Here is a 24,749-nt window from a genome sequence, read left to right on the forward strand (position 1 = left end):
TTTCCGGGGTGGCGGCGGGCATCGCCCCCTTGCGTCGCGGCGCGCGGGCCAATAAGGCGCGCAATCGCCTATTTTCGCCTGCACTCGCGGGTTTCAGTTCGGAGTTTCATCATGGCCACTGCGCCCGCCGCCAATCTGCCGCTTTTCTACAAGGATCTGGTTCCGCTCTCGAGCGTCGATCACGCCAATTTCCGCGCGCGTGCGCTCGATACCGCCGATTTCCTGATCAACCAGCACGCGGTGCCGCTGACCTCGGACGAATTTGTTTCGGCCTGCCGTTTCTACCCGATCGTTTTCTCGGCCGGCGACAATCCGGTGCCGCTGGCGCTGATGGGCCTCAACGAAGGCGTCAACACCTTCGTCGATGACAGCGGCAAGCTGATCAACCCCGTCTATGTCCCGGCCTATGTCCGCCGCTACCCCTTCCTGCTCGCCAAGCTGCGTCCCGACACCGACGAACTGTCGCTGTGCTTCGACCCGACCGCGGGCGCCGTGGGCGAATTTGATGAAGGCGACGCGCTGTTCGAGGGAACCGAACCGACCGAAGCCACCAAGGCGGTGCTCGAATTCTGCAAGAATTTCGAGGAAGCCGGCCAGCGCACCGGCGTGTTGATGGACGAGCTCAAAAAAGCCGACCTGCTGATGGACGGCGAAGTCAGCATCCAGCCCGAAGGCAGCGACAAGCCCTTCGTCTATCGCGGTTTCCAGATGGTCGACGAGAACAAGCTGCGCGAACTGCGCGGCGACGTGCTGCGCAAGATGATGCAGAACGGCATGCTCGGCATCATCTTTGCCCACCTCTTCTCGCTGCAGCTGATGCGCGAAGTCTTTGCCGAACAGGTAAAATCGGGCAAGGTGCCGCTGATTTCGGAAGCCCCGCTCGTTTGAGGATTTGAACCCGATGGCCACCATATCGACCGGCGCCCCGCGCTACACGAAGGTGGCCATCTGGCTTCATTGGGCGATCGGCCTCGCGGTCCTCGTCAACATCGGTCTCGCGATGCTGACCGAGGATCTGCCGCGCGAAACGCACCGCGCGGCGATGGCGACGCACAAGGCGCTCGGCATCGCCATCCTCGGCCTGACGCTGCTGCGCATCCTGTGGCGGCTCGGTCACAAGCCGCCGCCGCTGCCCGCCGCGACGCCCGCCTGGCAGCGCCCGCTGAGCAAGCTCGTCCATTTCCTCTTCTACGCGCTGCTGATCCTGCTGCCCTTGTCAGGCTGGGTGTGGATGTCGGCTGCCGACCGTCCGATCGATTTCTTCGGCCTGTTCACCATGCCGTCGATCGTCAGCCCGAGCAAAAGCCTCGCCGACACGCTCCACGAGCGGCACGAACTCTTGGGTCTGATGATACTCGGCCTCGCGGCGATCCATATCCTGGCGGCGCTGAAGCACCAGTTTTTCGACCGCACCGGGCTGATCGGCCGGATGAATCCCTTTTGACCGTCCGCCCGGCGGGGTCAGAAATCGATCGCCAGCCCCTTGAGTTCCCAGTCGCCATAGCGCACGGGATTGCGTCCGCCCGGCTGATCCGCCGCATCCGCTTCGCGGATCGGTTCGGGGGCCGGCACCGGGGCGTTGGTCCAGCCTTCGGGCGCTTTCACATGCGCGGGACGTTTGGCGGCGCGCGGGGTGCCGCCGATGGTTGCGGGTTCATCGGTCATCAGGACCGCAGTATAGGAATTTTCATGCCTGAGGCCAAGCATCATGGCTGACCGCCGTCCCCGCCGCCGTTCGCCGGGCGACGCCGAACCGCCGGGCACCGCGACCCGCCGCGCGGCGCTGCGCCTGATCGACGCGGTGCTGCGCCGCGGCGATCCGCTCGACATCGCGTCGCATGCCGCAACGCAGGGCCTGCCCCCCGCCGACCGCGCCTTTGCCGTCGCGATCGTCTCCGAAACCCTGCGCTGGATGACCGACCTCGACCTGCTGATCGATGGCGCGACCGCGCAGCCGCTGCCCGACGACGTCAAGTCGCGCGCGGTGCTGCGGCTGGCGCTGGCGCAACTGCTGGTGCTGAAAACCTCCCCGCACGCGGTGGTTTCGACCGCGCTGCCGCTGGTCGACGGCGGCCCGCGCCGCCTTGTCCACGCCATCCTGTCGCGCGCGCAGCAAGAGGAATGGCAGCTGCCCGAGCGCGCCAGCTTGCCGCCTGAAACCGCCGAGCGCTGGTCGGCGACCTGGGGCGACGCGATGGTCGAGGCGGCGGAGGCGTCGTGGAGCGCCGCGCCGCCGGTCGACCTGAGCTTCGCCGCCGCGCCCGACACCGCCGTCTGGGAAGACGCTGCGGCGCTCGCTACGCATCATCTCCGCCTGCCGCGCGGCAAGGCGATCGAAACGCTGCCGGGGTTCCGCGAGGGCGGCTGGTGGGTGCAGGATCTGGCCGCGAGCCTCCCTGCCCGGCTGCTCGGCGCCGGTGAGGGCCGTACCATTCTCGACCTGTGCGCGGCGCCGGGCGGCAAGACGATGCAGCTCGCCGCCGCCGGCTGGTCGGTCATCGCCGTCGATTCGAGCGCCAAGCGGCTGTCGCGGCTGGAGGAGAATCTCGACCGCACCGGGCTGGAGGCCGCCGTCATCCAGGGCGATATCCGGCAATGGCAGCCCGGCGAGGCGACCGACGCGGTGTTGCTCGACGCCCCCTGCACCGCGACCGGCATCTTCCGTCGCCACCCCGATGTGCTCCACCGCATCGAGCCGCGCCAGATCGCCGAGATGGCGGCGCTGCAAGCCGAACTGCTGACGCGGGCGGCCGCGTGGGTCAAACCGGGCGGCACGCTGGTCTATGCCACCTGTTCGCTCGAACCCGCCGAGGGCGAGGAGCAGATCGCCGCCTTCCTGTCCGGTCATCCCGGCTGGACGATCGATCCGCCACAGGCCGAGGAACTGCCGGCGGGCATCACGCCCGACGACCAGGGTTTCGTCCGCACCTTGCCCGGATTGCTGGCGGAGGCGGGCGGGCTCGACGGCTTCTTCATCGCCCGGTTGCGCGCGCCCTGACCGGCGCGCGCTAGGTCGACCGCCGCGACAGGCGATACAGCGCCAGCTCGCCATAATCCTTCGCCAGCCGCACCTTGCCGACATAGTCGCAGTCGAAATCGCGAGCATTGCCGAGCGCGAGCATCGCCGCCATCGGCTGGGTGCAATAGATTTGCCCGACCAGCGTCACCGGCTCGATCCGCGCGGTGCGCGTCACCTCGGTGCCATACCACAGCTCGTTGCCGACCACCGGGTCCTGCCCACGATAGATCGGCCCGAAATGGATGCCGGTGCGCATCCCGGCGTGGTGGCCATCGAGCCCCAGCCCCGCCGGCAGCACATCGAGCCGTTCCTGCATGTCGAGCGCGATCCGCGCCGCGATCGCGGGGTCGGAGATGATCGCATAGACGGCGTCGCCCCAGGTGTTGCGGAACAGCACCGCCTCGCCATAATCGTCGAGCACCCGCCCGATCCCGCCCATCACCTCGTTCGCGAAGATCGGCAACTCCGCCTCGCCAAGCTTTGAAAAACCGGCAAAATCGGCAAAGAGAATCGCATAAAGGCCGCGTCGCGTCCCCTCGGGCGGCTTGGGCGCCGGCGGAAAGTCGAGCGAGCGGTCGAGCCCGCCGACCGCGATCGTCACCGTCCGCCCGCCATGTCCGCGCCACAGCGCGATATCGGCGTTGGTGCCGGCGATCGCATCCGCGCTCCGCGCCGCGACGGCCGGATCGACGACCGCGAACTGGATCGCTTCGCTTTCCAGCTCGTGCGCGCGCAGCTTGGCGAGCCCCATCGCGGTGTGCGAGCCGAGGATGAATTGGCAATCGTCGCTGACATAGCGGGTGCTGCTCGCGAAATGGACCATCGCCGCCTCGTCGCGGCAGCGGATATAGCGGGCGATCCACTCCTCCCCGCCCGACCGCACCGATTGGGCGATAAAATCATCCTCGGCGAAGGGCAGGATGATCGTCAGGTCGATACCGCGCGCGATCGCCTCTTCGGCGAAGATGATGTCGGCGCCGCACGCCAGCGGACCGATCAGCGCCGACAGCGGCTGGGCGTCGAGCGCCGCCGCGATCGCCCGCTGCGCCCCCGCCTCGCCCTCGCCGCCGGCGCGGAACATCCGCCCGCAATAGACGCCGACCGGCGGCGGGCGCAGCAGGTCGACGATCGCGTTGGCGCTGTCGGCCGCGATCGCGCCGCTGCGCGCCAGCCGCTGGAACTGGCGGCAGGTCGAGGCGCGGTCGCCCGCGCGCGCGCTGCCCATGACATCGACCGCCTGCGCGTGGCGAACCGCCTCCTCGCCGCGCCCGAGCAGCAGCAGCGCCTCGATCAGCGTCACCGCGTCCCAATAATTCCCCGCCGCCCCCGCCGCCGCGATCGGTTCGGCCAGCGCGGCGGCGCGCTCGCGGTCGCCGAGCAGCGCAAAGAGGCTGGCGGCGTTGATCGCGGGGAAGGTCGCGCCCGACACCTCCCACGCATGATGATAGGCGGCGGCCGCCTTTTCGAGCCAGGGCCGCCGCTCATCAGCCGGATGATCGAAACCCCGGTCCTTCCAGATCCGCCCGGCGAGCGCGAGGCTGTCGGTGTCGCCCGACGCCGCGAGGTCGAGCGTCTCGTACAGATGCATCGCGCCGAGGCTGTCGCCCGAAGCCGCGAGCGCGCGCACCATCAGATAGCGCAGCCGCGGGCTGTCGACGCCCGCACGCCGCGCCGCCGCCGCACAGTCGAAAGCGCTCAGCGCGTCGCCCTGCCCCAGCCGGTGCGCGACCTCCTGCTCGCTCGCCGCGCAATCCGGCGCCGCGCCTTCGGTCATGGCGCGGCGGCTTCGGCCGATTTCAGCAGCGCGACATTGGCCTTTTCGGTCGGCGACAGCTGCACATTGTCGGCGGTCGGCTGATACCAGTCGAACTGGCTGAAATGCGCCCGCAGCCTGGCGTTCTTGAAACGGAAGCCGTGGCGCGCGAAAATCTCGTTGCGCGCGATCCGCAGTTCGAGCGCGCCATAGTTGGTGAGCTCGTCGGCCGACAACAGTCGCTCCGACGAATCGGGAATGACGACGCCGCTGCCGCCGACGCCGGTCGGCATCGGCCCGGCGGGAAGCGCCGACGATGCGCTCGGCGCCGAATCGGGGTTCGGCCCGTCGAGGACGCGGATCAGCTTGCGGAACATATAGCCGGTGGTGCCGTCGCCCTTGCGGACCCGCCACCAGGCGCCGCTCTGCTGATAGGTCAGGAATTTCTCACCCTCGAGCACCTTGCCCAGTATCTCCGACTGCGACGACGGCTTGGCGCGGATATTGGTGAAGCCTTCGGGATCGTTGATCACGGCGGCGAGGACAAAGGCCTCGACCGGCGCCGCGCCGCTGGTTCCGGCCGCAGCGCCGCCGGCCTCGGCCGCGCCGCCCGATCCGGGGCCCTCGCTCACGCTGGTCCGCATCGGCGTCGGCTGCAGCAGCCACCACAGCAATGCCGCCCCGACGATCGCGACCGCGCCCAATATCCACGGCAACGGCGAGGATCGGGGCGCTGCGGGCTCGGCGGCGGCGGCATAGGCGGCAGGCGCCGGGGCCGGTGCAGGCACTGGGGCCGGGGTAGACACAGGGGCTGCCACCGGCGGCGCTGCGGTCGGCGCACGCCCGCATAATTCCTCCAGGCTCATCAGCACCTTGCGCCAGCCGCTATGATCCGGTTCGCCGTTCCAGTCGCCAAGCTGGGCGAACTGGATCTGGTTGAACGGCAGCGGCGGCATGACGTCATCGATCGCCGTCTGCACCAGCTTTTTCTGGTTGCGCGCGACATCGGCCTCGGCCCGCACCCATTCGGACTGCGCCGACGCCTGCGACCAGACCACGATCGCGGCCTTCGCCATGCCGATTTTTTCGGTAATCACATCGCCGTACGAGCGATGCGGGGGCAGTTCGGCGTCCCACCACACCTCGTAACCCGCCGCCGCGACGGCCGCCGCGATATCGGCGACGCGCGCCTTGTTGTCGCGCGAGTAGGAAATGAAGACATCGACCATCGGACCGCCCCCCTGTTGGGGTCAGGCTAGTCGCGCGCGGATCGATTCGCCAGCCTTCGCTGCCCCGCCGGGCGGCGCAGCAGGGCGAAGGCCAGCCGCGCGGCGCGGTCGAAGCGCGCGCCGGCCAGGCAGCGCAGCACCGCCCGCCCGCCGCCGGTGACCGCAATCCCGTCGGCGACGCGCGCGCAATAATCGGCGAACTCGGCGTCGCCCATCGTGCCGACCCCATAGCGCAGCTCGGTCAATATCGCCGCCTCCAGCCGCGCGCCGACGCCCGGCTGGCCAAGCAGCGCATCGAGATCGGCGGTCGGCGGCAGGTTGTCGAGCCCGTCGAACGGGTCGCGCCGCCCGGCCATGCGCTCATCGTGGGCGAGCCGCGCATAGGCCGCCTGCCGCGTCTGCGGCGCATTGTTGAGCACGCTCATCTGCCCCGGCGAGCGGCGATAGTGGAACAGCACATCGGGCAGATTGTCGATATCCGCGATCTCAGTCAGGCGCAGGAACAGGTCATAATCCTCGCAGTGCCGGAACGCCTGCCGGTACAGGCCGGCCTCGCGCAGCGCGGCGGTGCGGAACATCGCGGTCGGGTTGGCGATCGGCTGGCGATGCGCGAGTTCGGCGCGGATCGTCGCGGCGCCGGTCGGCTGGCGATATTGCGCATCGAGGATATGCCCGTCGGCGGCGATCTCGATGAATTGCGTGCCCAGCGCCGCCAGCGACGGCTCCGCTTCCAGACGCGCCAACTGCCTTTCAAAGCGCAGCGGCAGCGCCACATCGTCGGCGTCCATCCGCGCGACGAACGGCGTATCGACCAGCGCCAACATGCGGTTGAGGCTGGCGACGATGCCGCTGTTTTCCTGCCGGATCAAATGGATGCGCGGATCGCCCGCCGCCTTTGCCGTCGCAATCTCGCCCGACCCGTCGGTCGATCCGTCGTCGACGATGTAAAAGATGAAATCGCCCATCGTCTGGGTCAGGATGGAATCGATCGCCATGCCGACGAAGGGCGCGGCATTGTGCATCGGCATGATCACGCTCAGGCGCGATGCGGGCATGATCAGGCTTTCCAGCAGCGACGGTCGCAGGCCTCTTAGCAGGCCTGCGACCGATAGCTACCGGCTTCGGTGGCGGTTTGGCGTCAGAAGACGGCCTTGGGCGTTTCTTCCTTCATCATCGCCGCGCGCACCATCGGGATCGGCGGGCCGCCATAGGACAGGAATTCGTCGTGGAAGGACTTCCACTTCGTCTTGTCGCCTTTTGTCCAGTCGTCGCGCAGCTTGCGGATCATCAGCTTGCCCATCGTGTAGTTGAGATAGGCCGGATCATAGGTGCCGCGCGCCGCCTGTTGCCGGGCATTGCCCTCGTCCTGATAGCATTGTTCCTTGAACAGCTTTTCGGACTCGGCGACGGTCATGCCCTTGGTGTGCAGGCCGATCGCCGACAGGTAGCGGCAGTCGCGCAGCAGGGCGTTCGACAACTGGCCGATATGCGTCTCGGGATCGCCGTTGTTCAGCCCGGCGTCCCACATCATTTCCTCGCTATAATGCGCCCAGCCCTCGGCAAAGGCATAGCCGACGAACAATTTGCCGAAGATGCTTTCGGCGCGGTTCGAGTGGAGGAAGTTCAGGAAGTGGCCCGGCCACACTTCGTGCACCGAGGTGAAGAGCAGGTCCTTCTTGCCGGGAACGAAGCCGTCGCGCGTCGCCTGATCCCAGCTCGGGTCGGGCGGCGAGATATAATAGACCGACGGCAGGCCTTTTTCATACGGTCCCGGAATGTCGATATAGGCGGCGTTCTGCCGGTTGTAGGGCGGCGATTCCTCGACCTGCGCCTGTTCGGTGCCGGGGATGGTGACGAGGTCCTTTTCGACGAGGAAGGCGCGCAGGATCGGCAGTTGGCGCCGCGCCTCGGCGACGGGGCCATCGGCCGGCTTGTCGGCGTTCATCTTGGCCATGCAGTCGGCGATCGTCATGCCGGCGGCATAGGTCGCGCACGCCGCCTTCAGCGCGTCCTGATTGCGCTTGAGGTCGGCCTGTCCGACGGCCTCAAGCTCGGCGAGCGGGGTGTCGACGCCCTCGTTGGTCAGGATCATCTTCGCGAATCTGTCGGCGCCGAGCGCATAGCCGTCGGGGGTTCCGGGCTTGGATTCAACATAGGCGGCGAGGTCCTTCATCGCCGCCGCCGCCTTTGCCGCGACATCGTCGAACTGCTTCTGCAGCGCCGGATCCTTGACCTCGGCAAAGGCCTTTTTGGCGTCGCCGGTATAATAATCGGCAAAACCGCCGAAGCCCGCCGAGCCATATTTCACGAAGGTCGCCGGCAGCGGCAGTTTGAGGTTCGCCTTGATCTGCGCGGCGGCCGTCGGGACTTTTTCGGCATATTGGATAAACGCCTTCATCCGCGTCTCGGCATCGGCATAGGGCCGCGCGATATAGACGTTGGGATCGAGCCCGCCGACATAGAAGGCGGGATTCTTCTGCGCAAAATCGGTGTCGCGCAGGAAGAAGAGCTGGCCCTGCGCGACATGGATCAGATAGTCGCGCTCGAACTTCTCGGCATCGGTCATCTCGATATCGAGCGCCTTGGCTTCGGCGATGGTCTTTTCCAGATAGGCGGCCTGCGCCTCGAGCCCACCTGGCGACCAGTCGGGCAATTGCCCGTCAAATTCATGCTTGCCCTGATAGACCGCGAAATTCGGGTTGAGCGGGAAATAGCCCTTGAGGAAATTGTCGCGGAACTCGGTCCAGGTCTTGGCGCTCGACGTCGATGCGGTGGCCGACTTGTTGTCCGAGGCATTGCAGGCGGTGAGCAAAAGCAGCGACGCAGCCATGGCCGCGCCGCCGAAGCGGGCGAATTTGCGAGTCATATCGTACATCTCCCCGATGGTGATGGCGGGGCTTCTGCCACCCGGACGGGTGGGTGACACGCATTTATCGACGAACGGCAGACCTATGCGGTCTGGACAGCGACGAAAAGCCGTCTAGGGCGGGACGCAATGGCGACGATCCTCCCCCCCGATGCCGATGAACCCGCGATGCCGGCCCCGGCCTCCCCCGCCCCGTCACCGCTGAGCTTTCCCGATTATCGCTATTATTGGCTCGCGCGCTTCACGGCGGTGATGGCGACGATCGCGATGGTCGTCGTGCTCGGCTATCAGCTCTATGACACCGCGCGCACCGACTATGGCATGTCGATCAAGGAGGCGTCGTTCCAGCTCGGGCTGCTCGGGCTGTTCCAGTTCGTCCCCCTCGCCGTCCTGACCCCCGTCGCGGGCTGGGTCGCCGATCGCTTCGAGCGGCGCAGCGTCGCCATCTTCTCGAACCTCATCGACCTCAGCATCGCCGCGATGCTCGGCTGGTTCACCTGGACCGGCGGGCTCACCCTGCCCCTGCTCTTCGGCCTCGCCGCGCTGCACGGCGTCGCGCGCGTCTTTTCGGGGCCGGCGATGAGCGCGATCGCCCCCAATATCGTGCCGCCCGCCGTGCTGCCGCGCGCCATCGCGATGAGCAGCATCGCCTGGCAGTCGGCCTCGGTCATCGGCCCCGCCGCCGGCGGGCTGATCTACGCCGCGCATCCGGCGTCGGTCTATGTGTTCGCGGCGATCCTGCTCGCCATCTCGGCCTTCACGATCAGCCGCGTCCGCCCCGTGCTGCCGCCGCCGACCGAGGTCCGCCGCCACCCGTTGCGCGAAATGCTCGACGGCCTGCAATTCACCTGGCGCGAGCGCTTCCTGCTCGGCACGATCACGCTCGACCTGTTCGCGGTGATCCTGTCGGGGGCGACCGCGATGCTGCCGGTCTATGCCCGCGATATCCTGATGACCGGATCCGAAGGCCTCGGCTTCCTGCGCGCCGCGCCCGCCGTGGGCGCCGCCGTCGTCGCGCTCGGCCTCGCCTGGCGCCCGATCGAGCGCAACGTCGGGGTCAAGATGCTGTGGGCGGTGGTCGTCTTCGGCGCCGCAACCATGGCCTTCGGCCTGTCGACGAACCTGTTCCTCTCGCTGGCGATGCTCGCGCTGCTCGGCGCCGCCGACATGTTCTCGGTCTTCGTGCGTGGCACGCTGATCCAGCTCAACACCCCCGACCATATGCGCGGCCGCGTCAGCGCGGTGTCGGGGCTCGCAATCTCGGCGTCGAACGAGCTGGGCGAGATGCGCGCGGGGTCGATGGCGGCCGCCTTCGGACCCGTTTTCGCCGTCGTCTTCGGCGGCGCGGCGGCGATCGGCGTCACCGCGCTGTGGGCCTGGATCTTCCCCGAGCTGCGCCGCGCGCACACCTTTGAACCGCAGTTCAAACAGGCCGGCTGACGCATTTCAGCGCCCGTCCGAAAGCGCGAAATCAACTCGTCGCAATCGGCCTTCCTTTCGCCACAAAGTGATTGTCAATTTATTTAGTTGAATTATCTCGGTTGCACCCGTCACCGCGGTTTCCTTCCTTCATCCGATGGAGATCCGAAAGATGCACACCACGCTGATACGTCACAAAATCCTGACGATTCCGGGCCTCGACAACAGCGGCCCGCGCCACTGGCAGAGCCTGTGGGAACATAAATTCGCCGACTGCGAGCGAATCGACCTCGGCGATTGGACCGCCCCGGACAAGGACCAATGGGTCGAGCGGATCGCCGACGCGATCGCCGCCGAGGACGAACCGGTGCTGATCGCCGCGCACAGCCTTGGCTGCCATGCCTTTGCGCACTGGTTCGCCCATGCCGGCGGCGTCGCCCGCGCCCGCGTCGCCGGGGCGCTGCTCGTCGCGCCGCCCGACCTCGGCGATCTGCGCCGCGACAGCCGCGTCGCCGGCTTCACCGACGCCCCCGCCTTCACCTCGCGCACCCCGATCACCGTCGTCGCCAGCGACAATGATCCCTATGCCAAGACGTCGCACGTCTGGCGGCTGTCGCGGCAATGGGACGCGCGCTTCGTCAACGCCGGACCCTTCGGGCATATCAACGCCGATTCGGGGGTCGCCGATTGGCCTTATGGACAGTATCTGCTCGCCTCGTTACAACCCGCGCCGGTGCCCGACCTGGCCGATGAAAAGCTCTGGGTCCGGGCGGGCGACTGGCCCAACCGGGTCCGCCGCGATCCGCGCTTCGACGTCAAGGAAAGTGCATACCGACCATGAAAGCCAATTCGATCCTCGATACCATCGGCAACACCCCGCATATCCGGGTCGCCAAGCTGTTCCCCGACGCCGAAGTCTGGGTGAAGTCGGAACGCAGCAACCCGGGCGGGTCGATCAAGGATCGAATCGGCCTCGCGATGATCGAGGCGGCCGAAGCCGACGGCAGCCTCAAGGCCGGCGGCACCATCGTCGAGCCGACGTCGGGCAACACCGGCATCGGCCTCGCGATGGCCGCCGCGGTCAAGGGTTACAAGCTCGTCCTCGTCATGCCCGAGAGCATGTCGCTCGAACGCCGCCGCCTGATGCTCGCCTATGGCGCGACCTTCGACCTGACGCCGCGCGAAAAGGGCATGAAGGGCGCGATCGAGCGCGCGATCGAACTGGTCGAGACCACCCCCGGCGCCTGGATGCCGCAACAGTTCGAAAATGAAGCCAATATCGACGTCCATGTCCGCACCACCGGCCCCGAAATCCTCGCCGATTTTGCCGACACCCCGATCGATGCGATCGTCACCGGGGTCGGCACCGGCGGCCACATCACCGGCGTCGCGCAGTTCCTGAAAGCCCATTGGCCGAACCTCAAAGTGTTCGCGGTCGAGCCGCTCGCCTCGCCGGTCATCTCGGGCGGCCAGCCCGCGCCGCACCCGATCCAGGGCATCGGCGCCGGCTTCATCCCGCGCAACCTGCACACCGACCTGCTCGACGGGGTGATCAAGGTCGATGCCGCCGACGCCAAGGACTATGCGCGTCGCTCGGCGACCGAGGAAGGCATGCTCGTCGGCATCTCGTCGGGCGCCACCCTCGCCGCGATCGCGCAGAAGCTCGCCGAACTTCCTGCGGGCAGCCGCGTGCTCGGCTTCAACTACGACACCGGCGAGCGCTACCTCTCGGTCCCCGATTTCCTCCCGGAAATCTGACCCTTCATCATGGCGTTGGGAGCGCCCAGGGAGACGACGCCATTGTGGCGCGACCGGTCGGCATGGCTGTTCGCGCTGCTGGCGGTCGGCGCGATCATTGCGGTGCTCTATGCGAGCAGCCTCAGCGGTCCGGCGAGCTATAGCGTCACGCTCCCGCCGCCGGCCCCGCCCGCGAACACGATCCCCGAAGTGCTGCCGATGGAACTGGCGCCGGTGACCGAGGACGACGCCCGCGCCGCCAATGCGAAGATCGCGCTGGTCACCAAGGGCTTCGTCGCGGCGCGGCCGTTCATCTATGGCGGCGACGCCGACAATCGCGGCCGCGCGCGCGACTGCCTCGCCGCCGCGATGCTCTATGAGGCGGGCGACGACAGCGGCGGCCAGCGCGCGGTCGGACAGGTCATCATCAACCGCGTCCGCCACCCGGCCTTCCCCAAATCGATCTGCAACGTCGTGTTCCAGGGGGCCGAACGCGTCACCGGCTGCCAGTTCACCTTCACCTGCGACGGCGCCCTCGCCCGCCGCTATTCGGACGCAGCGTGGACGCGGGCGCAAGTGAATGCGGAGATCATCCTGTCGGGCGGCGTCGACCCGCGCGTCGGACTGGCGACGCATTATCACACCGACTGGGTGCGTCCCTATTGGAGCGACAGCCTCGAGAAGATCGCGATCGTCGACACGCATCTGTTTTTCCGCTGGCCGGGCTATTGGGGCACTCCGGGGGCGTTCCGCGGCAATGTCGCGGGGGTCGAGGCGCCCGTCGCCAAGATGGCGGCGCTGTCGCCCTTGCATATGGCCGGTCTTCCCGCCGAACTCGCCGCCATCGATGTCGACCCTGCGGCGGGCGAAGCGCGCATCACCGGCGGCGCGATTCCGGGCCAGGTGACCTCGGGCGGGCGCGAGACGATCACCATAACGCTCGACCGCAAGGCGACCCCCGAAAGCTTCGTCACCCTCGCGCTGCGGCTCTGCGGCACCCGCGAATATTGTAAATTCATGGGCTGGACCAACCCGACGCTGAAGCCCGAGAGCGAAGCGATGAACGACATGCAGCGTTCCGCGATGACCTTCTCCTACCTCCGCGACGACAAGGCGGGGTTCGAAAAGGCGCTGTGGAACTGCACCGAATATAAGCGCGACGATGCGCGGCAGTGCATGAAAAGGTGATGGCGGCCTTGGGGTGGGAAGCTGCCGTTTGTTTGGTCGTCATCCCGGGCTTGACCCGGGGCCCGCCTTCCTTCTGTCGCCGCCGGATCAAAGACAAGGCAGCCCCCGGGTCAAGCCCGGGGTGACGGAGGTGGATTATGCGAGCGTCGCGTTTCGCCTAAAGCGACCGAATTGCCTCATGTGAAATGAATGCGCGCAGAGGCGCAGAGATCGCAGAGAGGAAATCCCTCTTCTCGGCGTCTCTGCGCTCTGCGCTCTGCGCAACTATTCTAATAGTTTACGGCCGGATCAGATATTTCTCGCCCGTCCGCTTGGCGTTATACGCATGCGCGGTGTCGAGGTTCAGCGCCTCGACCAGCGAAATCTCGTGGCTGTAATGGCTCTTGAAGGTCGTCGTCAGCTCGTCGACCACACGCTTCCGCAGCCGCAAATTGGTCTCCATGCCCGCCTTCTGCAGGAAGGGCGTGAGCAGGAAGCCCGACAGCGACCAGGTCAGCCCGAAGCTGCGATTGAGCACCGTCGGCCCGAGGTCGAGCGCGCCATAGATATAGACCTGCTTGAACGTGTCCGAGCCATAGCGGCTGTAGGTCGTCATCCGCTTCACCGCCGCGACTTCCATCGCCGACAAGATCTGTCCCGCCAGCTTGCCGCCGCCGATCGCATCGAAGCCGAGCGTTGCGCCGGTCTCGACCAGCGCGGCGGTCAGTTGCTCGACGAAATCATCGGCGCTGCTGTTGACGATATGCGTCGCGCCGATGCCCTTCAAAATGGCGACCTGCGCATCGCTGCGCACGATATTGACCAGCGGGATGCCATCCTTGGCGCAGATCTTGACCAGCATCTGGCCCAGGTTCGACGCCGCGGCGGTGTGAACGATCGCGCTATGCCCCTCGGCCTTCATCGTCTCGGTAAAGGCGAGCGAGGTCAGCGGATTGACGAAGCAGGATGCGCCGTCGGCGGGCTCGGTGCCGTCGGGCAGGACCATGCACATCATCGCGGGCAGGCAGCGATATTCGGCATAGATTTCGCCGCCGATCAGCGCGACCGTCTTGCCGAGCAGCGCCTGCGCCTCGGGCGCCGACCCCGCCTTGACGACGACGCCGCAGCCTTCGTTGCCGATTGCCAGCGCATCGCCGACCCGGCCCGTCATCGCGCGCATCCCGGCGGGCGGAATGTCGGCGGTGATCACCGGCAGCCCGTCGCGCTCCGACGCCCGCGCAGTCGACATGTCGGCGCCGCCGAACAGCAAGCCGAGGTCCGACGGATTGATCGGGGTCGCCAGGATCTTGACCAGCACCTCATGCGGCGCAGGCTCGGGCATCGGGCGGCGTTCGAACGACACCTCCAGCTCGCCCTCGGGCTTGACGAGGGTCAGCATGGTCAGGTTGGTGGCTGGCAGGTCGGTCATCGCGGCGCTCTCCAATGGCTTTTGGTTTTCGGATGCAACCGAAATAGGCGCGTGGGTGGCGGCTGGCAACAACCTCGGCTGAAGAAAGGGTTTCACGCAGAGGACGCCGAGATAGGAGAGACCGCAGAGGAGAAAGAAAAGGGGCGGCAAAGCGGCCAATCAACTCCCCATCCCTCCGGGTCTCCGCGCCTCCGCGTGAATCCATATCTCTGCGGTCTCTGCTACCTCCGCGTCCTCTGCGTGAAACCTTTAAAAGCCAGATATCCGGCATCGTCGCCCGAAAATGGAATTGGGGCTTATTCTGGCGAATATTCCGCCGCCAGCCGCAACGCGTCCGCAGCGAACTCCTTCCGGCAGATCAGCAGATCGGGCAGATAGGGGTTCGCGCAATTATAGACGAGCGGCGAACCATCGACGCGGCTGACGTGCAGCCCGGCCGCCATCGCGACCGCCGCAGGCGCGCAATTGTCCCATTCATATTGGCCGCCGGTGTGCAGATAGATGTCGGCCTCGCCGCGCACCACCGCCATCGCCTTGGCGCCCGCCGAGCCCATCGCCAACAGCTCGGCGCCGATCTTCTCCGCGACGAACACCGCCTCGGCGGCGGGCCGGGTGCGGCTGACGAGCATCTTCGGCGGCACATTGGCGGGTTCGAGCGGCTGCGGCGACCCCGACGTCAGGGTCAGCCCCAGTCCCGGAAGCGCCACCGCGCCCACCGTCGGCACGCCGTCGATCGCCAGCGCGACATGCACCGCCCAGTCGCTGCGGCCCTCGCTATATTCGCGGGTGCCGTCGAGCGGATCGACGATCCACGCGCGGCTGCTCTCGCACCGGATGACATTGTCCTTTTCCTCTTCGGACAGGATCGCGTCGTCGGGCCGCGCGGCGCGCAGTTCGTGCATCAGCATCGCATTGGCGCGCGCGTCGCCGGCCTTGCCGAGCGCCTTGTCGGCAAACTCGCCCGACGCCTGCAGGTCGCGCAGGATTTGCCCCGCCGCCGTGGCGAGCCGCTGCGCCAGTTGTTCGTCGCTTTCAGCCATGATCGGAAATGATGCTTTCATTCTGTTCGGGTCCGCCCTTGGCCGGCGTCCCCTTGTCCATGCCCCAGCTGATGCGGCTCCAGGCGCGTTCGTGCAAATAATAAAGCAGCATCTTGGTCAGCACCTCGGTGCCCGCGATCGCGCCCGCCGCTTTGACGTTGGCGGTGAAAAGATAGCTGAGGACGAAGGTGTCGATGCTGCCCAGGGTGCGCCAGCTGATCGCCTTGGCCAACGACCGGCTATGCGCCTCGCGGCCCCGGAACAGCAGCATCGCCTATCCCCCCAACAAATGATCGACGATCAGCTCGGCGGCCGCTTCGGGGGTCATCGTGGTGGTGTCGATGCGAATTTCGGCATTTTCGGGCGCCTCATAGGGGCTGTCGATGCCGGTGAAATTCTTGAGCTGGCCGCTGCGCGCCTTTTTGTAGAGCCCTTTGACGTCGCGGAGTTCGGCTTCGGCGAGCGGGGTGTCGATGAAGATTTCGACGAACTCGCCCTCGGGCAGCATCGCGCGCACCATGTCGCGTTCGGCCTTGAACGGGCTGATGAACGCGGTGATGACGATCAGTCCGGCGTCGGTCATCAGCCGCGCGACCTCGCCGACGCGGCGGATATTCTCGATGCGGTCGGCCTCGGTAAAGCCGAGGTCCTTGTTCAGCCCGTGCCGGACGTTGTCACCGTCGAGCAGGAAGGTGTGCCGGTTCATCCGGTGCAGCTTCTTCTCGACCAGATTGGCGATCGTCGACTTGCCCGATCCCGACAGGCCGGTGAACCACAGCACGGCGGGCTTCTGGTTCTTGAGCCCCGCATGCGCCTCGCGGCTGATGTCGAGCGCCTGCCAATGGACATTCTGCGCGCGGCGCAGGCTGAAGTGCAGCATGCCCGCCGCGACCGTCGCATTGGTCAGCTTGTCGATCAAGATGAAGCCGCCCAAAGTGCGGTTGTTGCTGTACGCCTCGAACACGAGCGGCTTGTCGGTGGTCAGCTCGACCACCCCGATGCCGTTGAGCTCGAGCGTCTTCGCCGCCAGATGCTCCATCGTGTTGACATTGACTTCATATTTGGGCGGCTGGACCGTCGCCGAGACGCTCTGCGTCGCCAGCTTCAGCCAATAGGAGCGCCCCGGAATCATCGCCTCGTCGGCCATCCAGACCAGCGTCGCCTCAAACTGGTCGGCCACTTCGGGCGGCGCCTCGGCCGCCGCGATCACATCGCCGCGCGAACAATCGACCTCGTCGGCGAAGCAGAGCGTCACCGACTGCCCCGCGACCGCCTCGTCAAGGTCCTGATCGAGCGTGACAATCCGGCTGATCGTGGTGGTCTTGCCGCTCGGCAGCACCCGCACCGCATCGCCCGGCTTCACCGATCCGCCCGCGATCAGCCCCGAAAAGCCCCTGAAATCAAGGTTCGGCCGGTTAACCCATTGAACCGACATCCGAAACGGCTTTTCGACCTCATGCTGCGCGGCAACTTCGACAGCTTCCAGATGCTCGACCAGCACCGGCCCCTTGTACCAGGGCGTATTCGCCGACCGCGTCGTGATATTGTCGCCCTTGAACCCCGAAATCGGGATCGCGGTGAACTGGGTGATGCCGATCTCGGTCGCGAACGCACGGTACGACAGCAGGATGCGCTCGAAGATCGCCTTGTCATACCCGACGAGGTCCATCTTGTTCACCGCGAGCACGATGTGCCGCACGCCGATGAGGTGCGCGAGATAGGAGTGCCGCCGCGTCTGCGTCAGCACCCCCTTGCGCGCGTCGATCAGGATGACCGCGAGGTCGGCAGTCGAGGCGCCGGTGACCATGTTGCGCGTGTATTGCTCATGCCCCGGGGTGTCGGCGACGATGAACTTGCGCTTCTCGGTCGTGAAAAAGCGGTAGGCGACGTCGATCGTGATCCCCTGTTCGCGCTCGGCGGCGAGACCGTCGACCAAAAGCGCGAAGTCGATCTCCTGCCCCTGTGTGCCGACGCGCTTGCTGTCGGCTTCGAGCGCGGCGAGCTGATCCTCGAAGATCATCTTCGAGTCATAGAGCAACCGCCCGATCAGCGTCGACTTGCCGTCGTCGACCGAGCCGCAGGTGATGAAGCGCAGCAGCGACTTTTGCTGATGCTGCGCGAGATAGGCGTCGATATCCTCGGCGATCAGGGCGTCGGTGACGTAAACAGGAGAGTCCGGGGTATTTGGCATCAGAAATACCCCTCCTGCTTCTTCTTCTCCATCGACGCATCGCCGCCATCCTTGTCGATCGCCCGGCCCTGCCGCTCGCTGGTGGTGGTCAGCAGCATCTCCTGGATCACCTCGCTCAGCGTCGTCGCCTCACTCTCGACCGCGCCGGTGAGCGGGTAGCAGCCGAGCGTACGGAAGCGGATCGAGCGATCGACGGGGACCTCGCCGTCGCGCAGCGGGAAACGCTCGTCGTCGACCATCAGCAACAGCCCGTCGCGCTCCACCGTCGGGCGCGGCGCGGCGAAATAGAGCGGCACGATCGGGATGTTCTCGCGCGCGATATATTGCCAGATGTCGAGTTCGGTCCAGTTCGAGATCGGGAAGACCCGGATGCTCTCGCCCTTCGCCTTGCGGGCATTATAGAGGTTCCATAGCTCGGGCCGCTGACGCTTCGGATCCCAGCCATGGCTGGCGGTGCGGAAAGAGAAGATGCGTTCCTTCGCGCGGCTCTTTTCCTCATCGCGCCGCGCCCCACCGAAGGCGACGTCGAAGCCATGGAGGTCGAGCGCCTGCTTCAGCCCTTCGGTCTTCCACATGTCGGTGTGCAGCGGTCCATGGTCGAACGGGTTGATCCCGCGCTCCTTCGCCTCCGGGTTCTGATAGACGATGAGGTCCATGCCTGACTCCGCCGCCATGCGGTCGCGCAGCGCATACATGTCGCGGAACTTCCAGGTCGTATCGACGTGCAGCAACGGAAAGGGCGGCGGCGACGGATAAAAGGCCTTGCGCGCCAGATGCAGCATCACCGCGCTGTCCTTGCCGACGCTGTACAGCATCACCGGCTTCGCCGCGTCGGCCATCACTTCGCGCATGATATGGAGGCTCTCGGCCTCGAGCCGGTCGAGATGCGTCAGATTGGTCGTCATGGTCATGCCCATTGCCGCTGCCCGGGTCGCCAAGCAAGCACTATGGGCTTTTCGGCATAATAGTCTGGCTTGTGCATCCCCTTCTGTTTGCGGCACCTTCCTGCTAGTCGCAACGACAAGCAGGATAGAGGACAATATGCGCGCCACCCCCGACTTCGACTTCGCGCTCGGCGAAAATGCCGAGATGATCCGTGAAACCACCGCCCGCTTCGCCGACGAACAGATCGCGCCGCTGGCGGCCAAGGCCGACGCCGAGGACTGGTTTCCGCGCGACGAGCTGTGGACCGCGATGGGGGAATTGGGCCTGCACGGCATCACGGTCGAGGAAGAGTTCGGCGGCCTTGGCCTCGGCTATCTCGAGCATGTCATCGCGGTCGAGGAGGTCAGCCGCGCATCCGGCGCGATCGGCCTGTCCTATGGCGCCCACTCGAACCTCTGCGTCAACCAGATCCGTCGCTGGGGCAATGCCGACCAAAAGGCGAAATATCTGCCCAAGCTGATCTCGGGCGAACATGTCGGCAGCCTTGCCATGTCCGAAGCCGGCGCGGGCAGCGACGTGGTGTCGATGAAGCTCAAGGCCGAGAAGGTTCAGGGCGGCTACGTCCTCAACGGCACCAAATTCTGGATCACCAACGCCACCTGCGCCGACACGCTGGTCGTCTATGCCAAGACCAGCCCCGAAGCGGGATCGCGCGGGATCACCGCCTTCCTGATCGAAAAGGACATGCCGGGGTTCAGCATCGGGCAGAAGATCGACAAGGTCGGCATGCGCGGCTCGCCGACCGCCGAACTGGTCTTCGACGATTGCGAAATTCCCGAAAGCCAGGTCATGGGGCCCGAGAACGGCGGTGTCGGCGTGCTGATGTCGGGGCTCGACTATGAACGTGTCGTGCTCGCCGGGCTCCAGCTCGGCATCATGCAGGCGTGCCTCGACACCGTCATTCCCTATGTTCGCGACCGCAAGCAGTTCGGCAAGCCGATCGGCTCGTTCCAGCTGATGCAGGCGAAGGTCGCCGACATGTATGTCATGCTCCAGTCGGCGCGCTCCTATGTCTATAACGTCGCCAAGGCGTGCGACGCCGGCCAGACCACGCGCTTCGACGCAGCGGGCTGCATCCTGCTCGCGAGCGAGAATGCCGTGAAGGTCGCGGGCGAAGCGATCCAGGCGCTGGGCGGCGCAGGCTATACCAAGGACTGGCCGGTCGAACGCTATTGGCGCGACGCCAAACTGCTCGACATCGGTGCCGGAACCAACGAGATTCGCCGGATGCTGATCGGCCGCGAACTGATAGGCGCCGGCTGAACCAAAAAGGGGGGCTGAATGGGGGACATTGGCGACGGAGCGATCCGCGCATGAACTGGTTGTGGCTTGCCGCGGCCGCGATGACGCTGTCCGCCCTCACCCACTCGATCCTCGGCGAGCGGCGGTTGATCCAGCCACTATTGCGCATCAAGCGCGGCATCCTGCTCGCCGATCTGCCGCGCAAGATATTCCGGTTCGCCTGGCACGCCATGGCGGTGCTCATGCTGCTGTCCGCGATCACCGTCGCCTGGCCGGGCACGCCGCACGGGCTGATTATCGTGATCGGCGTCGGCTGGCTGGGAACCGGACTGGTCAATGCGGCGTGTACCGGGGGACGGCACATCATCTGGCCCTTTTTGGCCGGATCGGGCGTGCTCGCCTTGATCGGAGCATGGAGCTGAACGACACGCTGCTGACCGTGATGCAATATTATGGCGCCGGCGCCGCGACGCTGGCGGCGCTCGTCGTATCCCTCAACCTCGGACGCCGCTGGACCGGCTGGGCCTTTGTGGTGTTCGTGACGAGCAGCATCGCGCTGATCGCATGGGGATTTCTGCAACCCGACAGCGAAGGCATCGGATGGCAGAATAGCGCGCTGCTGATCATCAATGCGATCGGGGTGTATCGTTACCTGATCCTGAAGGAAAAGCCGGGCGGGCAGCCAGCCCAAGAAGAGTAGCGCCAAAGATCCTCCCCACGCGAAGCGATGGGGAGGTGGCAGCGGCGTAGCCGCTGACGGAGGGGTAATGGCCCCGACGTCGAAACCCCTCCACCACCGCTTCGCGGCGGTCCCCCTCCCCAACGCTCCGCGATGGGGAGGATCTTTTGGGCCGCTCCAGACTGTCGAGGTATTTTACCCCCAAACCCGTACGCGCTTGTCGGGCGCCAGGTACAGCTTGTCACCTTCCTTCACATCGAACGCCTTGTACCAGGCGTCGAGGTTCCGCGCCGTCAGCGCGCGGTACATGCCGGGCGCATGGCCATCGGTCGCGACGCGGGCGCGCAGGGCCTCCTCGCGCATCTTGGTCGCCCAAGTCTGCGCATAGGCGATGAAGAAACGCTGGTCGCCGGTGAAACCGTCGATCACCGGCGCCTCCTGGCCCTTCAGCGAGGCGCGATACGCGTCATAGGCCGCCTGTAGCCCCGCGACATCGGCGATATTCTCGCCCAGCGTCAGCTTGCCGTTGATCGCGAGGTCGGGGAACGGCTTGTAGCTGTCGAACTGGGCGGCGAGCGCCGCGCCGGCCGCGTTGAATTTCGCCAGATCGGCGGGCGTCCACCAGTTGCGCAGCGCGCCGGTCGAATCAAACGCCGCGCCATTATTGTCGAAGCTGTGGCTGATTTCGTGGCCGATCACCGCACCGATCGCGCCATAATTATAAGCGGGATCAGCCTTGGGATTGAAGAAGGGCGGCTGGAGGATCGCGGCGGGGAAATTGAGCGCGTTCTGCACCGGCAGGTTCACCGCATTGACCGTCTGCGGCACCATCCACCATTCGCCCTTGTCCATCGGCTTGCCGATTTTCGCGAGTTGGTGCGCGGTCTCGGCCTTCTGTCCCGCGACCTCATTGGCATAGGCGTCGGCCCCGACGGCATAGCTGCCATAGTCGCGCCAGCTGTCGGGATAACCGACGCCGACGACGATCGTTTCGACCTTCTTGACCGCTTCCTTCTTGGTCTCGGGCGCCATCCAGTCGATGCCCTCGACCCGCGTCGCAAAGGCCGCCTTGATGTTGGTCACCATGTCGCCGACTTCGGCCTTCGCCGAGGCGGGGAAATATTTGTCGGCATAGGCCTTGCCGACCGCGTCGCCGAGATAGGTGTCGAGGGCGTCGAGCGCCCGCTTGTCGCGCGAACGCTGCTGCGGCGTGCCGGCCAGCGTCGTGCCGTAAAAGGCGAAATGCGCGTTATCGACGGCGGTCGGCAGCACATCGCTGTGGCTGTTGATCTGGTGGAAGACCAGCCAGTCCTTCCACGCATCGAGCGGTTCGGAGGCGACGAGCGCCGACAGGCCGGTAATCGCGCCGGCGTGATAGGCGCCGAATTTTTTGGCGCCATCGAGCCGGGCGGCGGCAAAATAGGCCGGCCAGTCGATGCCCGGCGCCTTTTTGGCGAAATCATCGCGCGTCCACACACCCGACGACTTGGCGAAATCCTCGCTATCCTCGCGCGTCACATGCGCCTTGGCGATCTTGAGCTCGAGGTCATAGATGCGCTTGGCCTTCGCCGCAGCGTCGGGCTGACCCGCCGCGGTCAGCAGCCGGGCGATATAGGCCTGATATTGGTCCCGGATCTTCGCCATCTTGGGATCGGCCGACAGATAATATTCGCGCTCGGGCAAACCCAGGCCGCCTTGCAGCACATAGGGAATGACATCGCCGGGCGTCGCGAGGCCTTGCGTCACGAAGAGGCCGAACAGGTTTTCGGTGTTGAAATTGGTCGCGTTGAGCGGATCGACGTCGGCGCGCGTCTGTTCGCCGAGGATCTTCGACAGTGCCGCCTTGTCGGCAATCGCGTTGAAGCGGGCGATGTCGGCCGCCATCGGCTTCATCCCCGCGGCGTCGATCGCCTTCACATCGGTATAGGCCTTGTAAAAGGCGGCGATGCGGCCGTCGTTGCTGTCCGCCGCGGCATTGCCCTTGACGATCGCATCGACGAGTTCGCGGTTGCGCTTCTCGGTTTCGAGCTGCGCGATATAGAAGGCCCCGATGTTCGACCGGTCCGCCGGAATCTCGGTCGTCTTGGCCCAATTGCCATTGGCATAAGCGAAGAAATCATCGCCCGGCTTGGCCGTCGTATCCATCGCCGCCTTGCTGATGCCGAGTTCGGTGCCGACGGTGTAGGCGGCGCTGCTTTCCGTCGTGCCGCTGGTGCAGGCGGCGGTGCCGCCGACGATGGCGGCGCTGGACAACAGGATGGCGAGAAGGCGATGTTTCATGGGGGACAACCTTGTCTGTTTCAAAATATGCCGAAGCGATACGCCTGTGTGCCGATGCTTTCAACGCCAACCAATTTCGGCGTGCGGCGCTTTCCAATCGACGAGTGACCCGCTAACCCAAAGCCAAGTTATGGGAGATGAACGGACGTGAGCGCACCGGTTCTGGGAACGATGGCCAATGCCGACGGCGAAGATTTCCGCGCCAATGCCGCGCATAATCGCGCGCTGAAGGACGAGCTTAGGGCACGCGTTGCCGAAGCCGGGCTGGGCGGCAATGAAAAGTCGCGCGAGCGCCACACCAGCCGCGGCAAACTGCTGCCGCGCGAGCGCGTCGAGCGGCTGCTCGATCCGGGCTCGCCCTTCCTCGAAATCGGCCAGCTCGCCGCCAACGACCTCTATGACGGCGAAGTCCCGGGCGCCGGCCTGATCTGCGGCATCGGCCGCGTATCGGGGCGCCAGTGCATGATCGTCTGCAACGACGCGACGGTGAAGGGCGGCACTTATTATCCGATGACGGTGAAGAAGCATCTCCGCGCGCAGGAGATTGCCGAGGCGAACCGCCTGCCGTGCATCTACCTCGTCGACAGCGGCGGCGCGAACCTGCCGCATCAGGACCAGGTCTTTCCCGATCGCGACCATTTCGGGCGCATCTTTTTCAACCAGGCGAATATGAGCGCCAAGCGCATTCCGCAGATCGCCTGTGTGATGGGCAGCTGCACCGCGGGCGGCGCCTATGTGCCCGCGATGTCGGACGAGACGGTGATCGTCCGCAACCAGGGCACGATCTTCCTCGCCGGCCCGCCGCTGGTGAAGGCAGCGACGGGCGAGGAAATCAGCGCCGAGGATCTGGGCGGCGGCGACCTGCATGCGAAGAAATCGGGCGTGGTCGACCATCTCGCCGAGAATGACGAACATGCGCTGACGATCGTGCGCGACATCGTCAGCCATTTGGGAGCCGACGCGGGCTTCGACGTCGCGATCAACGACCCGCGCCCGCCCAAATATGACAGCGAGGAGCTTTACGGCATCGTCCCGCAGGACGTGCGCGCGCCCTATGATGTGCACGAAGTGATCGCGCGCATCGTCGACGGCAGCGAGTTCCACGAGTTCAAGGCGAATTACGGCAGTACGCTCGTCTGCGGCTTCGCGCATATCTGGGGCATCCCGGTCGCGATCCTCGCCAACAACGGCGTGCTGTTCAGCGAGTCGGCGGTCAAGGGCGCGCATTTCATCGAACTGGCGCAGCAGCGCCGCATCCCCCTGCTCTTCCTCCAGAACATCTCGGGCTTCATGGTCGGCGGAAAGTATGAGGCCGAGGGCATTGCGAAGCATGGCGCAAAACTCGTCACTGCGGTGGCGACCGCGACGGTGCCGAAGATCACCGTGCTGATCGGCGGCAGCTTTGGCGCGGGCAATTATGGCATGTGCGGGCGGGCTTATTCGCCGCGCTTCCTGTTCACCTGGCCCAATGCGCGGATTTCGGTGATGGGCGGCGAACAGGCGGCGAGCGTGCTGGCGACGGTGCACCGCGACGCCGACAAATGGACGCCCGAGGAGGCCGAGGCCTTCAAGGCGCCGATCCGCCAGAAATATGAGGATGAGGGCAATCCCTATCACGCGACCGCGCGGCTTTGGGACGACGGGATCATCGATCCGGCGCAGACGCGGGCTGTGCTGGGGCTGGCCTTTGCTGCGACGCTGAATGCGCCGATCGAAGAGCGCGGGTTTGGCGTGTTCAGGATGTGAGGGGGAT

The 24,749-nt window shown here is 66.0% G+C and carries 22 protein-coding genes; 11 read left to right on the forward strand and 11 right to left on the reverse strand.

Annotation, left to right across the window (positions count from 1 at the left end; translation table 11 throughout):
- Positions 1 to 111 precede the first annotated feature (111 nt).
- Together ACREB7_RS04165 and ACREB7_RS04170 are read left to right on the forward strand one after the other, a co-directional pair.
- Positions 112 to 888, forward strand: a complete 777-nt coding sequence (locus tag ACREB7_RS04165; RefSeq protein ID WP_431591033.1) for a SapC family protein — start codon at positions 112 to 114, stop codon at positions 886 to 888.
- Between the two features lie 13 nt (positions 889 to 901).
- A complete protein-coding gene (locus ACREB7_RS04170) occupies positions 902 to 1,444 on the forward strand; it encodes a cytochrome b (protein ID WP_431591034.1) in 543 nt (180 codons plus the stop codon).
- Positions 1,445 to 1,461: 17 nt separating this feature from the next.
- On the opposite strand, the gene ACREB7_RS04175 is transcribed toward ACREB7_RS04170, so the two are convergent.
- A complete protein-coding gene (locus tag ACREB7_RS04175) occupies positions 1,462 to 1,665 on the reverse strand; it encodes a DUF1674 domain-containing protein (protein ID WP_431591035.1) in 204 nt (67 codons plus the stop codon).
- A gap of 43 nt (positions 1,666 to 1,708) precedes the next feature.
- On the opposite strand from ACREB7_RS04175, the gene ACREB7_RS04180 reads away from it, so the two are divergent.
- Positions 1,709 to 2,998 carry an RsmB/NOP family class I SAM-dependent RNA methyltransferase gene (locus tag ACREB7_RS04180; protein WP_431591036.1) on the forward strand — a complete coding sequence of 430 codons (1,290 nt, stop codon included), beginning with the start codon at positions 1,709 to 1,711 and terminating at the stop codon, positions 2,996 to 2,998.
- 10 nt (positions 2,999 to 3,008) lie between these two features.
- On the opposite strand, the gene ACREB7_RS04185 is transcribed toward ACREB7_RS04180, so the two are convergent.
- From ACREB7_RS04185 to ACREB7_RS04200, 4 genes are all read right to left on the reverse strand, one after another.
- Entirely contained in the window at positions 3,009 to 4,793 is a 1,785-nt protein-coding gene (locus ACREB7_RS04185) for a tetratricopeptide repeat-containing protein (protein ID WP_431591037.1), read from the reverse strand.
- On the reverse strand, positions 4,790 to 6,001 hold the full coding sequence (locus tag ACREB7_RS04190) for a YARHG domain-containing protein (RefSeq protein WP_431591038.1): 1,212 nt from the start codon (positions 5,999 to 6,001) through the stop codon (positions 4,790 to 4,792). Before ACREB7_RS04190 ends, ACREB7_RS04185 begins: the two co-directional genes overlap by 4 nt.
- Positions 6,002 to 6,027: 26 nt before the next feature.
- Complete coding sequence (locus ACREB7_RS04195) at positions 6,028 to 7,056, reverse strand: glycosyltransferase family 2 protein (RefSeq protein ID WP_431591039.1); 1,029 nt, start codon at positions 7,054 to 7,056, stop codon at positions 6,028 to 6,030.
- 83 nt (positions 7,057 to 7,139) lie between these two features.
- Positions 7,140 to 8,867 carry a DUF885 domain-containing protein gene (locus ACREB7_RS04200; protein WP_431591040.1) on the reverse strand — a complete coding sequence of 576 codons (1,728 nt, stop codon included), beginning with the start codon at positions 8,865 to 8,867 and terminating at the stop codon, positions 7,140 to 7,142.
- Between the two features lie 129 nt (positions 8,868 to 8,996).
- Here ACREB7_RS04200 and ACREB7_RS04205 point away from each other — a divergent pair, with 129 nt between their 5' ends.
- From ACREB7_RS04205 to ACREB7_RS04220, 4 genes are all read left to right on the forward strand, one after another.
- The gene (locus ACREB7_RS04205; protein ID WP_431591041.1) at positions 8,997 to 10,307 is read left to right on the forward strand and encodes an MFS transporter; all 1,311 of its coding nucleotides are present in this window, start codon (positions 8,997 to 8,999) and stop codon (positions 10,305 to 10,307) included.
- A gap of 151 nt (positions 10,308 to 10,458) precedes the next feature.
- Positions 10,459 to 11,127, forward strand: a complete 669-nt coding sequence (locus ACREB7_RS04210) for an RBBP9/YdeN family alpha/beta hydrolase (RefSeq protein ID WP_431591042.1) — start codon at positions 10,459 to 10,461, stop codon at positions 11,125 to 11,127.
- Positions 11,124 to 12,044: a cysteine synthase A gene (gene cysK, locus ACREB7_RS04215; protein ID WP_431591043.1), complete on the forward strand. Its 921-nt coding sequence runs from the start codon at positions 11,124 to 11,126 to the stop codon at positions 12,042 to 12,044. The genes ACREB7_RS04210 and cysK overlap by 4 nt, the downstream gene beginning before the upstream one ends.
- Before the next feature lie 42 nt (positions 12,045 to 12,086).
- Complete coding sequence (locus tag ACREB7_RS04220; RefSeq protein ID WP_431591044.1) at positions 12,087 to 13,211, forward strand: cell wall hydrolase; 1,125 nt, start codon at positions 12,087 to 12,089, stop codon at positions 13,209 to 13,211.
- A 277-nt stretch (positions 13,212 to 13,488) separates the two neighbouring features.
- Here ACREB7_RS04220 and ACREB7_RS04225 read toward each other — a convergent pair whose 3' ends face one another.
- From ACREB7_RS04225 to cysD, 5 genes are all read right to left on the reverse strand, one after another.
- Positions 13,489 to 14,619 (reverse strand): zinc-binding dehydrogenase, encoded by a 1,131-nt coding sequence (locus ACREB7_RS04225; protein WP_431591045.1) that lies wholly within the window; start codon positions 14,617 to 14,619, stop codon positions 13,489 to 13,491.
- Between the two features lie 296 nt (positions 14,620 to 14,915).
- Complete coding sequence (locus ACREB7_RS04230) at positions 14,916 to 15,680, reverse strand: 3'(2'),5'-bisphosphate nucleotidase CysQ (protein WP_431591046.1); 765 nt, start codon at positions 15,678 to 15,680, stop codon at positions 14,916 to 14,918.
- Complete coding sequence (locus ACREB7_RS04235) at positions 15,652 to 15,930, reverse strand: DUF2061 domain-containing protein (protein ID WP_431591047.1); 279 nt, start codon at positions 15,928 to 15,930, stop codon at positions 15,652 to 15,654. The genes ACREB7_RS04230 and ACREB7_RS04235 overlap by 29 nt, the downstream gene beginning before the upstream one ends.
- A gap of 3 nt (positions 15,931 to 15,933) precedes the next feature.
- On the reverse strand, positions 15,934 to 17,850 hold the full coding sequence (cysN, locus tag ACREB7_RS04240; RefSeq protein WP_431591048.1) for a sulfate adenylyltransferase subunit CysN: 1,917 nt from the start codon (positions 17,848 to 17,850) through the stop codon (positions 15,934 to 15,936).
- The gene (gene cysD / locus ACREB7_RS04245) at positions 17,850 to 18,755 is read right to left on the reverse strand and encodes a sulfate adenylyltransferase subunit CysD (protein WP_431591049.1); all 906 of its coding nucleotides are present in this window, start codon (positions 18,753 to 18,755) and stop codon (positions 17,850 to 17,852) included. The genes cysN and cysD overlap by 1 nt, the downstream gene beginning before the upstream one ends.
- A gap of 136 nt (positions 18,756 to 18,891) precedes the next feature.
- Here cysD and ACREB7_RS04250 point away from each other — a divergent pair, with 136 nt between their 5' ends.
- The 3 genes from ACREB7_RS04250 to ACREB7_RS04260 are packed head-to-tail and all read left to right on the forward strand — an operon-like array spanning position 18,892 to position 20,737.
- Complete coding sequence (locus ACREB7_RS04250; RefSeq protein ID WP_431591050.1) at positions 18,892 to 20,058, forward strand: isovaleryl-CoA dehydrogenase; 1,167 nt, start codon at positions 18,892 to 18,894, stop codon at positions 20,056 to 20,058.
- A 50-nt stretch (positions 20,059 to 20,108) separates the two neighbouring features.
- Positions 20,109 to 20,459 (forward strand): hypothetical protein, encoded by a 351-nt coding sequence (locus ACREB7_RS04255; protein WP_431591051.1) that lies wholly within the window; start codon positions 20,109 to 20,111, stop codon positions 20,457 to 20,459.
- Positions 20,456 to 20,737, forward strand: a complete 282-nt coding sequence (locus ACREB7_RS04260; RefSeq protein ID WP_431591078.1) for a hypothetical protein — start codon at positions 20,456 to 20,458, stop codon at positions 20,735 to 20,737. The genes ACREB7_RS04255 and ACREB7_RS04260 overlap by 4 nt, the downstream gene beginning before the upstream one ends.
- A gap of 174 nt (positions 20,738 to 20,911) precedes the next feature.
- Here ACREB7_RS04260 and ACREB7_RS04265 read toward each other — a convergent pair whose 3' ends face one another.
- Entirely contained in the window at positions 20,912 to 22,996 is a 2,085-nt protein-coding gene (locus tag ACREB7_RS04265) for a M13 family metallopeptidase (RefSeq protein ID WP_431591052.1), read from the reverse strand.
- A 147-nt stretch (positions 22,997 to 23,143) separates the two neighbouring features.
- On the opposite strand from ACREB7_RS04265, the gene ACREB7_RS04270 reads away from it, so the two are divergent.
- A complete protein-coding gene (locus tag ACREB7_RS04270) occupies positions 23,144 to 24,742 on the forward strand; it encodes a carboxyl transferase domain-containing protein (protein ID WP_431591053.1) in 1,599 nt (532 codons plus the stop codon).
- Positions 24,743 to 24,749 lie beyond the last annotated feature (7 nt).

The sequence above is a fragment of the Sphingopyxis sp. genome, assembly GCF_050725615.1.
Taxonomy (GTDB): Bacteria; Pseudomonadota; Alphaproteobacteria; order Sphingomonadales; family Sphingomonadaceae; genus Sphingopyxis.